11 protein-coding genes are annotated in these 13,845 nt (G+C 36.2%); 6 read left to right on the top strand and 5 right to left on the bottom strand.

Annotated elements, in window-relative coordinates; translation table 11 throughout:
* Nucleotides 1–93 precede the first annotated feature (93 nt).
* The gene (locus tag HMPREF0669_RS05665) at nt 94–585 is read right to left on the bottom strand and encodes a 3'-5' exonuclease (protein ID WP_009227565.1); all 492 of its coding nucleotides are present in this window, start codon (nt 583–585) and stop codon (nt 94–96) included.
* Between the two features lie 174 nt (nt 586–759).
* On the opposite strand from HMPREF0669_RS05665, the gene HMPREF0669_RS05670 reads away from it, so the two are divergent.
* From HMPREF0669_RS05670 to HMPREF0669_RS05690, 5 genes are all read left to right on the top strand, one after another.
* Nucleotides 760–2,316: an arylsulfatase gene (locus HMPREF0669_RS05670; RefSeq protein WP_009227566.1), complete on the top strand. Its 1,557-nt coding sequence runs from the start codon at nt 760–762 to the stop codon at nt 2,314–2,316.
* Nucleotides 2,317–2,578: 262 nt separating this feature from the next.
* On the top strand, nt 2,579–3,808 hold the full coding sequence (locus tag HMPREF0669_RS05675; protein ID WP_009227567.1) for an anaerobic sulfatase-maturation protein: 1,230 nt from the start codon (nt 2,579–2,581) through the stop codon (nt 3,806–3,808).
* A 221-nt stretch (nt 3,809–4,029) separates the two neighbouring features.
* Nucleotides 4,030–5,127: a non-hydrolyzing UDP-N-acetylglucosamine 2-epimerase gene (gene wecB, locus HMPREF0669_RS05680; RefSeq protein WP_009227568.1), complete on the top strand. Its 1,098-nt coding sequence runs from the start codon at nt 4,030–4,032 to the stop codon at nt 5,125–5,127.
* A gap of 54 nt (nt 5,128–5,181) precedes the next feature.
* On the top strand, nt 5,182–5,898 hold the full coding sequence (locus HMPREF0669_RS05685; protein WP_020967225.1) for an SIMPL domain-containing protein: 717 nt from the start codon (nt 5,182–5,184) through the stop codon (nt 5,896–5,898).
* A 121-nt stretch (nt 5,899–6,019) separates the two neighbouring features.
* Entirely contained in the window at nt 6,020–7,357 is a 1,338-nt protein-coding gene (locus tag HMPREF0669_RS05690) for an MATE family efflux transporter (protein WP_009227570.1), read from the top strand.
* 187 nt (nt 7,358–7,544) lie between these two features.
* Here the strand turns inward: HMPREF0669_RS05690 and HMPREF0669_RS05695 are convergent, their stop codons facing one another.
* The 4 genes from HMPREF0669_RS05695 to uvrB all read right to left on the bottom strand — a co-directional run bounded on the left by HMPREF0669_RS05695 (nt 7,545) and on the right by uvrB (nt 12,876).
* Nucleotides 7,545–9,842, bottom strand: a complete 2,298-nt coding sequence (locus HMPREF0669_RS05695; protein ID WP_009227571.1) for a putative porin — start codon at nt 9,840–9,842, stop codon at nt 7,545–7,547.
* Nucleotides 9,842–10,069, bottom strand: coding sequence for a hypothetical protein (locus HMPREF0669_RS05700; protein ID WP_009227572.1), 228 nt, complete (start codon nt 10,067–10,069; stop codon nt 9,842–9,844). Before HMPREF0669_RS05700 ends, HMPREF0669_RS05695 begins: the two co-directional genes overlap by 1 nt.
* 9 nt (nt 10,070–10,078) lie before the next feature.
* Nucleotides 10,079–10,768 carry a DUF4468 domain-containing protein gene (locus HMPREF0669_RS05705; RefSeq protein WP_009227573.1) on the bottom strand — a complete coding sequence of 230 codons (690 nt, stop codon included), beginning with the start codon at nt 10,766–10,768 and terminating at the stop codon, nt 10,079–10,081.
* A gap of 71 nt (nt 10,769–10,839) precedes the next feature.
* Nucleotides 10,840–12,876: an excinuclease ABC subunit UvrB gene (uvrB, locus tag HMPREF0669_RS05710; RefSeq protein WP_009227574.1), complete on the bottom strand. Its 2,037-nt coding sequence runs from the start codon at nt 12,874–12,876 to the stop codon at nt 10,840–10,842.
* 128 nt (nt 12,877–13,004) lie between these two features.
* Here uvrB and HMPREF0669_RS05715 point away from each other — a divergent pair, with 128 nt between their 5' ends.
* A complete protein-coding gene (locus HMPREF0669_RS05715; protein WP_009227575.1) occupies nt 13,005–13,841 on the top strand; it encodes an outer membrane protein assembly factor BamD in 837 nt (278 codons plus the stop codon).
* The last annotated feature ends 4 nt before the right edge of the window (nt 13,842–13,845 follow it).

Genomic DNA, 13,845 nt, shown 5'->3' on the forward strand with positions numbered 1-13,845 from the left:
TTTAGAAGAAGATTTTTCATTGTAATACAAGCACTATTTTTTGATATTTAAGAGCAAACCTTACCTCCCTCCAGCATCCATAATATCTTTTCCTTATAGAATTTGCATTGCAATGTGGGCACAAGCTTCGGCATCGGCAAGAGCATGATGGTGATTATCTAAACAATAGCCACATTCTTGAGCAACTGTATGCAGTTGATGGTTTGGAAGATGGGGGAGAACTCGACGTGCTGCGGCAAGAGTATCGAAGAAAATATAATCTGGATAATCCATTTGATACACTCTGAATACAGCTTTAAGACAGCTCTCATCAAACCTACTATTGTGCGCAACAAAGGGCAAATTGCCAATTTTTGGTTCAATTTGTTTCCAAATCTCGTGAAAGCAAGGCGACTCTTCGGTGTCACTCTTTGTGAGTCCATGCACTTTAGTGCACCAATATGAATAATAGTTGGGTTCAGGTTGAATAGTAGAATAGAATGAATCCGTAATCACTCCATTTCTAACAATTACAATTCCAATCGAACAAACGCTGCTTCTTTCACTGTTAGCGGTTTCAAAATCTATCGCTACAAAATCTTTCATGACGTGTAAAATACAATTATAATCTACAAAGATATGATTTTTTGCGTTAGAATACCTTCTAAAGAAAAGAATTATTATCTTTGCAATGTATTTCTTTAATAGAGAAATGCAGCTAGTATTACTATATTATTGATAATATATTGATTTTATTTTAATTAAGAAAAATCCTATACAATGAAGAAAATAACCCAAATAACCTATACACTTCCCCCCGCACTTTTAGTGGCTTTAATAGCACAAGCAAAAGAGTTTAAAGAACAAAAAGGTAAAAATACCAATAAACCCAACGTTATTTTGATTTATGCAGACGATCTTGGATATGGTGATTTAGAGTGTTATGGAGCCAAAAATATACAAACTCCCAATGTAAATAAGCTGGCAAAAAATGGTATTCGTTTTACAAATGCTCATGCAACAGCGTCAACAAGTACCCCATCTCGTTATTCTTTATTGACAGGCGAATATGCTTGGCGACGTAAAGATACCGATGTTGCGCCAGGAAATGCAGGTATGATCATTCGACCAGAGCAGTTTACAATGGCCGATATGTTTAAAAGTGCAGGTTATACAACATGCGCAATAGGAAAATGGCATTTGGGTTTAGGGGATAAAACAGGTCAACAAGATTGGAATGCTCCACTTCCTTCGGCTCTAGGTGATATCGGTTTCGATTATCATTACATCATGGCAGCCACTGCAGATCGTGTTCCTTGCGTCTTTATAGAGAATGGAAAGGTGGCTAATTATGATGAAAATGCGCCTATAGAGGTGAATTATTATCGTAATTTCGAGGGCGAACCAACAGGAAAAGACAATCCCGAATTATTGTATAATCAAAAGTCTAGTCACGGACACGATATGAGTATCGTTAATGGTATTGGTAGAATTGGTTATATGAAAGGCGGCGGAAAGGCTCTTTGGAAAGACGAAAATATTGCCGATAGCATAACAACCCATGCCATTAAGTTTATCTCTGAAAATAGAGAAAAGCCCTTCTTTATGTATTTTGCTACCAATGATGTACACGTTCCACGCTTCCCTCACGATCGATTTAGAGGCAAAAACAAAATGGGAGTGCGTGGAGATGCTATTGCACAGTTCGACTGGTCGGTAGGAGAAATCGTGAAAGCACTAGAGAAATATCATCTTTTAGATAATACACTCATCGTTATTAGTAGTGACAATGGACCTGTTGTAGACGATGGTTATCAAGATAGAGCAGAAGAATTGCTTAACGGACATAGCCCAGCAGGACCTTTCAGAGGCAATAAATACAGCTCTTTTGAAGGTGGAACTGCCGTACCTGTAATTGTTTCATGGAAGAATAAAATTGCAAAGAAACAAGAGTCAGATGTTCTTTTGTCGCAAGCCGATTGGTTTGCATCATTCGCTCACCTTGTAGGAGCACGTCTACCAAAGGGAAGTGCCTTTGATAGTGAAAATCACTTGTCTAATCTTTTAGGTGAAAAAACAAATGCTCGTGAATGGGTTCTTGAGCAAAGTAATACCCGAGTGCTATCGGTTAGAACACAAAAATGGAAGTATATCGAGCCTAGCGATGGTCCAAAGATGATTCAATGGGGACCTAAAATCGAAACAGGTAATAACGCTCAGCCACAGCTTTTCGATATGCAAGCATCTAATTTCGAAGAAAAGAACGTTGCAAAAGACCACCCACAAGTGGTTTATGATATGCAAAACATCTTACGAAGAGAACGCAGTAAGAAATAAAAAAGAGCGTAAAAACAAATAGAGTGGGGTGCTCTTATATAATAAGATGACGTAAATTACTTATTATTTTCTATGGCATCAACGGCACTTCTTATTATCTTTGCATAGTGAAGTAATAAGAAGTGCTCCACATTATAAGGCATTTCAGTTGCTTCTATTTAACAAAAACATTAAAATAAATACCCTTTATATTCCCAAAGAGCAGAACTTGTTTTGTAAAAGCCTTGACTTCTCTTTGTGATATAACGTAAAACCATACGTTTTGAATACATACGCACCCTTCGCCAAACCACTTTATGTGATGCTAAAGCCTGTAGGCAGTAGCTGTAATTTATCGTGTAAATATTGTTATTACTTAGAAAAGCAGTTCTTATATGCAAGTAATAAGAGTATGTGGATGGACGAAACGCTCCTCGAAAGATTTATTCAACAATATCTATTGTCACAAACTCAGCCCCAAGTGTCCTTCACTTGGCATGGCGGTGAGCCTCTTCTTCGTCCTATATCATTCTACGAAAAGGCACTGAAGTTACAACAAAAGTATGGCAAAGGATATGATATTCAAAATAGCTTACAAACCAATGGAACCCTCATTACAGACGAGTGGTGCCGTTTCTTTAAAGATAATGACTTTTTAATTGGGCTTTCTATCGATGGAACTGCAGCTATGCACAATCTTTATCGCACCACACCTCGTGGCAAAGATACCTTTGGTGAGGTGATGAGAGGAATAGACTTGCTTAATAAACATGGTGTAGAATGGAATGCAATGGCTGTTGTTAACAATCAAAATGCCGATCATCCCATCGAATTCTACAATTTCTTTAAAAGCATTGGTTGCCATTTCATTCAGTTTACTCCAATTGTTGAGCGACAAATACAACACTCAGATGGCAGGCATCTTGCCTCTTTAAAAGATAAAGACTTGCTCGTTACTTCTTATTCAGTTACTGCCGAGCAGTGGGGAACGTTCCTGTGTACTATTTTCGACGAGTGGCTTAAAGAAGATGTAGGCGACTATTATGTTCAACTTTTCGATGCAACGTTAGCCAATTGGGTAGGGGTTACGCCAAGTATATGTACCCTTGCACGTACATGTGGGCATGCTGGAGTAATGGAACACAATGGAGATGTGTATGCATGCGACCACTTTGTGTTTCCTGAATATAAGTTAGGAAACATTAAAGACAAAACGCTTACAGAGATGATGTATAGTCCTCAACAGCTAACCTTTGGTAAAAACAAACATAATTTGTTGCCCAAGCAATGCAAAGAGTGTCCCTATCTATTTGCATGTAATGGCGAATGCCCTAAAAATAGATTCATCAATGACAGCTATGGCATGCCAGGCCTCAACTATTTATGTAAAGGTTATAAACGCTTTTTTGCGCACGTTGCACCTTATATGGACTTTATGAAAGCTGAGTATGAAGCAGGTCGCCCACCAAGTAATGTGATGGAGTGGGCTAAGAACAATGCTATTGAGCTATAATTCCAATGCTTTTAGAGTGTAATATTTATCCTTTTGCACCCTAAAAGCATTCCTTTTATAATCGCCAGCAATTCCTTTATAAGTATAATATATTCCTCATCTTATTTAAGGCTCATCAAATTTTGAAGAGATAAATAAAAACATCAACTTAAAAGTTTTGAAGTTTCGATTTATTTTTGTTACTTTGCCTGTATATCGAAATACAATAAAAGAAATAAAAGATGAATATTTGCATTGTGGCAGGTGCTCGCCCTAATTTTATAAAGGTAGCACCTATCATTCATTCTATAAAGAAATTCCAGGAAAACGGAGAGCAAGTAGCTTTCGAACTAGTGTACACTGGCTCAAAAAGCGATGAAACACTAGAAGCAACTCTATTTGATGACCTTCAAATAGAACAACCTAATATGTATTTAGACGTTGTTTGTGAGAACTTAAATGAACTTACAGGTCGTGTAATGTCTGCTTTCGAAGCTTATCTAACACAACATAAAACTGACGTTGTGATTGTTGTTGATGATCTAGCTTCAACACTTGCCACAGCAATTGTTACTAAAAAGCAAGGCGTTAAACTAGCGCATTTGGTTGCAGGAACACGCAGTTTCGATATCAATATGCCTAAGGAAATCAACCGATTGGTTATTGATGGACTGAGCGATTACTTGTTTACAGCGGGTATTGGTGGTAATAGTGTTGCTATTAAAGAGGGAGTAGACTCATCAAATATCTACATGGTAGGTAATATTTTGATGGACACTCTTCGCTTTAATCACACAAAAACAGCTACATCTCATCTTTTAGAAGAGTTGAATTTAAAAGAAAAGAACTATCTTTTGTTCACTCTTAACCGAAAAGCTCTTATCAAAGATGAAAAGAAAGTAGACGAAGTGCTAACAGCTTTGTTGAAAGTTGCAGATAAAAAGCCAGTAGTTGCTCCTCTAAGAGACGATGCTGCAAAGGTTGTGAGCAAATGGATTAGTGAGCATTCGTGCGTAGATGCTATCCGAGTTGTTGAGCCTTTGTCTTATCTTTCGTTTGCAATCTTGGCAAAGAATGCGTGTGGTGTGATTACAGACTCAGGTAATGTGGCAGAAGAAGCAACCTTCAATGGTGTTCCTTGTATCACTCTTAACAGCTATACCGAACACATCGAAACCGTGAAAGTGGGTACAAACGTCCTTGTTGGCGATGACGTTGATTTGTTAAACCAATATCTAAACGATATGGTTAGCGATAAATGGAAACATAGTGGTATTCCTGATAGATGGGACGGACGTAGTGCCGACCGTATTGTTCGCATCCTTTTAACATCCATTTAGGTATTTTTCTATATATAGCAAGATAGAAGAGGTTAATCGATAAAAGTAGAAGTTGTGAAGAATCAACGATTGATTTTAGGTATAATAGGACCTACAATTTTGGCTGTTGCGATCATTGTGTTAGGATTTTCCTTAAAAAGTGGAATCGATAACTTCACTAATCGAGATAGAAGAGTAACCGTTAAGGGACTTTCTGAGCGTGAAGTTGAGGCAGATAAAGTAACTTGGCCTATTGTAACAAAGGATGCAGGAAACGATTTAAGTGATCTTTATGAGAGTGTAGAACGTACACAACAAAAGATTAAGCGTTTCCTTATGCAACATGGAATAAAAGAAAATGAAATCACAATCAACGCTCCAAAGGTAGATGATAATGTGGTAAATGCTTACGACCCATCTCGAATCGTAAATAGATATAATATGACTTCGGTTGTAACTGTTATCTCTCGCAATGTAAAAGTGGTTCAAGCTGCTTTGAAAGCACGTGGTAAATTGCTTCAGGAAGGAATTGCAGTTCTTAGCGATGATTATGAAAATAACATTTCATACGAGTATATTTCTTTTAAAGATATGAAGCCCAAAATGCTCGAAGAGGCTATTTCTAATGCTCAATTGGCTGCTGATCAGTTTGCAAATAATAGTAAGAGTAAGTTAAATAAGATTGTTTCTGCCGACCAAGGTCAATTCTCAATCGAAGACAGAGATGAGAATACACCAGAAATAAAGAAGGTAAGAGTGGTTACAACCATCACTTATTCACTTAAAGACTAAGAGAAATAAAAGACTAAACAATATCTTTTAAGTAAGATAAAAGATTAATATGGAAATATAAAATAAGGCGAAACACCACTTTGTTGGGTTCGCCTTATTATATGATAAGATTTTAGCACCATTGAAAAAAGAAAGTAACAACTATCAGTTATTAACGCAAGCACCTGTTTCTCGTGCAATAATCAAGATGGCATTACCCTCTATTATGATTATGCTCATAACAGGATTTTATAATATTGCCGATACTTTCTTTGTTGGAAAGCTCAGCACTCAAGCCACAGCTGCTGTGGGAGTAGTATTTTCTGTTATGTTTTTTGTACAGGCAATAGGCTTTTTCTTTGGGCATGGATCGGGAAATTATATCTCAAGAGAATTGGGAGCGCAACGCCATGGTAATGCACAACGCATGGCATCTACGGGCTTTTTCCTCTCATTTACATTGGGTATAGCTGTTCTTTTGATTGGAGAAGCGTGCATAACACCCTTATCTTTGTGGTTAGGAAGTACTCCTACCATTTTGCCTTACACCGAACAATATCTTGGAATATCGTTACTTGGAACGCCTTTCTTCACCTCTTCGTTAACAATGAACAACCAAATGCGTTTTCAAGGCAATGCACGTTTGGCTTTATGGGGTATTCTTTCAGGTGCAATAGTGAATGTGTTGCTCGATCCTTTGTTTATTTTTATTTTTGATATGGGCGTTGCAGGTGCTGCACTTGCAACAGTAATAGGTCAGATTGTTAGCTTTCTTATCTTATTAAGAATGACCTATTTAGGTGGAAATATAAGATATTCGTGGCGTCATTTTACCCCAAGTATTTCCCTCTTTAAAGAAATTATTGCAGGGGGAACGCCCTCATTGTCACGTCAAGGCTTGGCTTGTATTGCTATGATATTGCTAAATACAGCTGCAAGTGTGTATGGAGACGTTGCTATTGCAGCGATGTCTATCGTAAGTAGATGTACAATGATGGTACTTGCAGCCGTTATTGGCTTTGGACAAGGCTTTCAACCCTTTTGTGGTTTCAATTATGGAGCACAACAATATCAACGAGTAAAACAAGGCTTTTGGTTTTCTGTGAAGGTGTGTTTCATCTTCCTTTTATTATTATCGTGTGCAGGTTGGTGCTTTTCTGAAGAGATAATAGATCTCTTTAGACGTGATGCAGAAGTGGTTGCAATAGGTTGTGAGGTACTCAAATGGCAACTTTCGGTGTTGCCTCTTTTAAGTTTTACTATTGTTAGTAACATGCTTTTACAAACAATTCGTAAACCATGGAGAGCCAATTTATTGGCATCTGCACGAAATGGATTGTTCTTTATTCCTTTGATATTAATTCTTCCACGTCTCTTTCAGCTACAAGGAGTAGAAATGTGTCAGGCTATTAGTGACCTTTTGGCATTTTTAATATCAGTTCCTGTAGTACGAATGACCTTTAAAGAAATGGATGTTTAAACTAAAAATATGCACCACTACACCACAATATCTTAGTATTTGAAATAAAAAGTATGATGAATAGCTCACTCTTTTTTTTCCATGATGTTATAAATTACATAAACTCATTCCATTATTGTGTATAGGTAGGGGTGGTTTCGTATATTCTTATTATATATTTATATCTGTAATATAACTTGGAGTTAAGTTAGTTAAAGAAATTCCAGCTTACTCCAAATCTAAAGATGCGCTCATTTGTGGGGTAGTGAGGTGTTAAGAAATAGCGTTTAGAGGCTGATCCTGCATTTATATGACTATACATCACAAAGAAACGAGTGTGTTTTAGCAAGAAGTTTGCATATACATTGACAAATGGATAGTTACCAATTTTTATCTTGTCTGTTCCTTCTTGCACGGTATAAGAACCTAAAGCTGGACTATAATCAGGCGCATAATACTCGGTGAAGTAACGCACATCTGTTCCTAAGTCACAAGAAAGAACCTTTGCTATCTTAAACTTCATGTAGAGGTTGCTATATATATTAAGGTCGGGGACGCCCAATATATCATTATTTGACGACTTTTGATAGGTGATAGTGTTCTCCCACCTGAAGATACCAAACTTGATTTTTTGAATCAATTCAAGAGTAAGTAGACTGATAGGACTTTGGTATTGATTGGTGGTTACGTCCATATTCAATCTGTTATACTGGTTGTCTATGTTATAACTCTGTGCAAGATAGGTATAATTCTTAATGTTGTCCACTGCAACTCGTAATGTAGTGTTGGTCTTTTTATAACTAAATAAACCTTCGAGACGTGTATGTAGCATTTTATCCATACTGTTATTATCCCACCAGAAGTGACGAGAATGATAGTGACGGAAATAGAATGAAGGGTTAATTCGATGGAAGAAGCCACTTGCAGCCAATGTAACTGTGTCGCCAAAGAGTTTGAAATTGACATCAGTATTGATGTCTACCTTAAGCTGTCCTGCATCTTTTCCTGTAACCCAAGTCTCTAATAACGCCTTGTAATGTAGGGTATTACCAAGTGTTTTACTAATTTCTCCACCTACACTTAAATTGTGTTCGTTGTAAGTTCCTAGTGATCCATCTATTAAAGGTAGGTCAAAATGTCTAAAATCACTAGTAATAAATGCTTTAACCCCAGCTTTAGCCCATTTGTTAAAGCCTTCTAATAGAGATATTGCGAAGGTGTTTTGTAAACGGAAATGCTTGGTTTGGTCGTATATAGAGTCGTTATGTAAACGACCAGCATTATAATATTGATTTTTATAATAATTGCTTGGGGTGTAATACGCTTGGTATATTCTGTCGTAAGTATCAAACTTTGCAGTGTGAATAAAACTGGTTACAGGAACATATTCGCTTTTAAACCAAAGGGAGTCTGCCTCGTTCTTTTTGCTGATAGCCAACAAACTATCTCTTGTTGCGTTGTCTTTAACCTGAATTCTATTATTTGTTTTAGAAATAGAATCAACGGGCTCACTTCCCACAATCTTAGCATCTTCAGGGCGTCCAAGAGCAATAGACTTATTTTTCTCACGCTCTTTTGTCGACAAACGTTTGTCTGATGGTTTGGTGTCGTTTTGTTCTTTAGAATTAAGGGCAAATTTCTTCGCTTTAATTTCGTCTTCAGTCATCTTTACTTTTCTAGTAAAGCCCACATTGTAACGATGTGTAAGAAAAGCGTGTAAGTTGTTATTTCTATTCCAGTTCTTATTTAAAACGGTAGGGATCTCATTACTAGAATAATCTTCGTTGTATGCCTCAGGAGTGGTGATGTAGCCATCATTGGTTATACCTCCATTCTCTGCATTCTTCTGATGATTAGTAGAAAACAAGAGGTGGGCTTGATATTGTTCGCCAAGATACGAACCATACATAGTATAATTGAAATGAGCAGAGCTTTGATTGTTATAGAATCCACGTCCATATAGATAATCGAACTTAAATCCTACACCCAATTTCCTACCTGCATTCACACCAAATATAGCCTTAAAGTGGTCCTCTCCCTCTGAACTTCCACCGCCAGTGTTATAATCAAGTATGGTAAATGGTGAAAGAGTATTGGTGAAATGGAATTGATTTACAGGCGTAATGAAATAACTATAAGGGTCTGTAAAAATAAATTGACTATGGTCTTGACGATTAATAAAAATTCTATTAATACGTGGTGAACTAAGATTTCCTGTTGTGTTATATTGTCCTTCTAGTCCAGAAGTGAATATAGAGTTCATAAACATATATTGCATGGTATCTACTTTGGCAACAGTTCTGTCGCCAAATTTTTCGTCTATAGTCCATGCTTTAATACCAATGGGAATCTCTTTATTTGAATGTAGAGAGTCGGAGCTGTTATTTCCCATCGTGTTACGACGTGAAATAACTCCATTTTCATCTATTTGATTGTATTCAGTGTTTTGTGCTTGTGCATAAAAGCCAACAAACAACGACGTAAAAAATAATAAAGTCTTTTTCATTAACGAATCATTCGTAAAATGGTTTCAATGAACTTAAATACCATTGATACCAGAATTACAATAGTTCCAACATAATGGGAACTATAAAAATATAAGAAAACACCAATAATAGCACCCACCATAAAAGTGATATTCAATATGGTTCTAATCTTCATAAAGGGCTTTTCATTATTCTGGTTGCCCCTTTTTCTAGTGGGAATTGAGATGTTTTGTTCTGTAGTCATCATATCTTTTTATTATAAAGTTACATTCGATTGAATGTTATCCATAATCTCTTTTACTCTATCAATAGTCTTATATCTGAACTTTTTCTCAGCTTTCTTTACCTTATTCTTATCTTTGCTAAGTGCAACTTTATCAGAGATAAGTTCTTCTGCGGTTGCTTTTAGTTCAGAAGGGCGTCCTATTTCGTATTTATATTTAATTCTTTCAATGTTTATGACCAATTCATTGTCTTTGCAAGTTGCAATGAGTGTGTAGAAGAATTGAGCTCTATCGATTGCCAAGAAGCTGTTCGAAAACATCAACCATTCATTAAGTGTGGCTGCAATAATGTGCTGTTTCTTATTTACAATTACAATTCTACTGTCAGAAAGTGAAGTGTTTGATTTGGTAAATTGTTCGAGATATTGGTAGGTTTTATCGTATATTTCGCTTGCATTCTTATTGGGAATATTGATAGTTCTACTAAAAATAACCTTTCCTTCTACCTCGGGTACAGCTCCTTCTAAGTATGGTTTGTCTTCTTCTTTTATCTCAACAATATTCGAATTTTCTTCTTTAGTGGCAGAAGTGTGTCCTTTCTTTGTTTTAGTTTTTGTAGTCTTCTCTGTTAGAATACCAGAGGTTGGAAGCTCCCATTCGCTTTGTGCCATCAAATTACACAAAGGAAAGAATGCTAAAATAAGAGTTAATATCTTCTTCATAAGTTCTTTTGATCCAATTAGTAATGCAAAATTAGTAAAAGAAAGTATTATAATGCTATTATGTATTATATTTAACTTTCTTTCAGCTCAAGTTGCTCTTGGAGCTTTAATATCTCATCTCGATACTGAGCAGCTTGTAAAAAGTCGAGATCTTTGGCCGCTTGTTTCATCATTTCTGTAGTATATTGAATGCTCTTACGTAGCTGTTCCTTTGACATCTTAACGACAATCTCATCGGCAGCAAGCATCACTTTATTGCTACTGAGTTCGTTTTCGCTGATAGAGTAGTCTTTTGTTGTGTTGTTATTGGTGGTATCATTCGTTAATAAAGACTTTATACTTTTCTGAATCTGTTGAGGAGTTATGTGATGCTCCTCGTTGTATTTCATTTGAATTAAACGACGTCTTTCGGTCTCATCAATGGTCTTTTGCATACTTTCAGTTATAGTGTCGGCATACATAATCACTTTTCCATTGACGTTACGAGCCGCTCTTCCCGCCGTTTGAGTTAAGCTTCTGTGACTTCTAAGGAATCCTTCTTTGTCTGCATCTAATATCGCAACGAGTGAAACTTCAGGTAAATCAAGACCTTCTCTTAATAAGTTTACTCCTACTAAAACATCGAATTCTCCACTTCTTAAGCCATTCATAATCTTCACTCGGTCAAGAGTTGCAACATCACTATGTATATAACTGGTTTTAACACCATTATTAATGAGATAATCAGTCAACTCTTCTGCCATTCGTTTAGTAAGAGTTGTCACCAAAATACGCTCTTCCCGCTTTGTACATTCGATGATTTCGTCCATTAAATCATCGATTTGATTCTCACTTGGACGCACAATTATAAGCGGATCTAATAGACCTGTGGGACGAATAATTTGCTCAACGATAACTCCATCAGACTCTTCTAGCTCGTAATCTGCAGGAGTTGCCGATACATAAATAGCTTGATTCACCATCTCATGGAACTCTTCAAAACGCAAAGGACGGTTGTCAAAGGCTGCAGGAAGACGAAAACCAAACTCAACAAGGTTTTGTTTTCTAGCTCTATCTCCACCATACATGGCTCTAATTTGAGGTATAGTGACATGGCTTTCGTCAACAACTAAGAGAAAATCTTGTGGAAAGAAATCTAATAAACAATAGGGTCTTTCACCTGGGGAACGTCCATCAAAATAGCGAGAATAATTTTCTATGCCACTACAATGTCCCAGTTCCTTAATCATTTCCATATCATATTCAACACGTTCTTTGATTCTTTGAGCCTTAATTGTGTCGCCAACAGATTCAAAAAACGCAATTTGGTCAGTTAAATCATCTTGAATGTGTCGAATTGCATCATTCACTTGATCCTTTGAAGTCACGAAAATATTAGCTGGATATATTTGATATGATGTGAAAGAAGCAATGCGTTTAAATGTAACACTATCGAGTTCTTCAATACTTTCGACCTCTTCGTCCCACCAAGTGATGCGTAAAATGTGATCGCTATAAGCCATGAAGACATCAATAGTTTCCCCTTTTACACGAAAAGTACCACGTGTTAGGTCTATATCATTGCGTGTATATAAAGCGTCAACTAGCTTTCTTAGAAAGTCATTCCTATCAAGTTGTTCTCCTTGTTGTATGTTAATGATGCTCTCTCCCATAGCGGAAGGACCACCCATACCATAGATGCAAGACACGGAAGATACGATAATCACATCTTGTCTACCTGAAAGTAGAGCAGAAACAGCCGATAATCGTAATTTATCAATATCTTCATTAATTGCTAAATCTTTTTCAATATAGGTATCAGTTGTTGGTAAATAGGCCTCAGGCTGATAATAATCGTAGTATGAAACGTAATATTCAACCGCATTTTTAGGGAAGAAACCTTTCATTTCTTCATATAATTGAGCTGCAAGAGTCTTGTTGTGACTTAGTATAAGAGTGGGTTTCTTAACATTAGCAATGGTGTTTGCAATTGTAAATGTTTTGCCAGAGCCAGTAACACCCAATAAAACTTGGGCTGTATCTCCTGCTAAAATGCCGTCAGTTAATTGTTTTATAGCCTCAGGTTGGTCGCCAGTTGGTTTATATTTTGATGTTATCTTGAAATCCATGTATGCAAAAGTAGAAAAAAAAGTTATTTTATCGTATCAAGATACCTTATAAATCACAAAAATAATACTAAATAGTTTGTTCTTAATAGATAATTATGTATTTTTGCATACTCAAAGAATTGCAGTTTATGAAGAATTTAAGTTTCATCGTTATATATATAGTTTCATTATGCGTATTTTCATCATGTGCGAATGAGTTTAATCAGGTTTATAAAACAACTGATTTTAATTATAAATACGAATACGCAAAAGAATGTTTCTTAAATAAGAAATATCAACGTGCATCAATCCTCTTACAAGATGTAGTTGTACAGCAAAAGGGTACCGATAACGCACAAGAATGCCTTTATATGCTAGGAATGGCGCAATACTTAAATAAAGAATATGATCTAGCTGCACAAACTTTTAAAAAATATTATAGTAGTTATCCCAAGGGAGTGTATGCTGAAGATGCTGAGTTTTATATTGGTCAGAGTCTTTATATGAGCACTCCAGAACCACGATTAGATCAAACTCAAACTATTGCAGCTATCTCTGCGTTTCAAGACTATTTAGATCTTTTCCCAGATGCAATTCACAAAAAGGAAGCACAACAATGCTTGTTTGCTCTTCAAGATAAGCTTATTAAAAAAGAATTATATTCTGCTCAACTTTATTTTGACCTCGGGACATATTTTGGAAATTGTGGTCCTGGAGAGAATAATTATGATGCTTGTATTATAACAGCACAGAATGCCTTGAAGGATTATCCTTATAGTACGAAGAGAGAAGATTTTGCTTTATTGATAATGAAAAGTAAATTTGAACTCGCCACGCAAAGTATTGATGAGAAGAAACTTGAAAGGTATCAAGATGCAGAAGATGAATGCTATGGTTTTATTAATGAATATCCAGACTCAAAGAGTAGAACTTTAGCAGAGAAGTATATTAAGAAATGTCAAGAAATAACAAAGAATAAATCATAATAAA

The organism is Prevotella sp. oral taxon 299 str. F0039 (assembly GCF_000163055.2).
In the GTDB taxonomy this organism is placed as follows: Bacteria; Bacteroidota; Bacteroidia; order Bacteroidales; family Bacteroidaceae; genus Prevotella.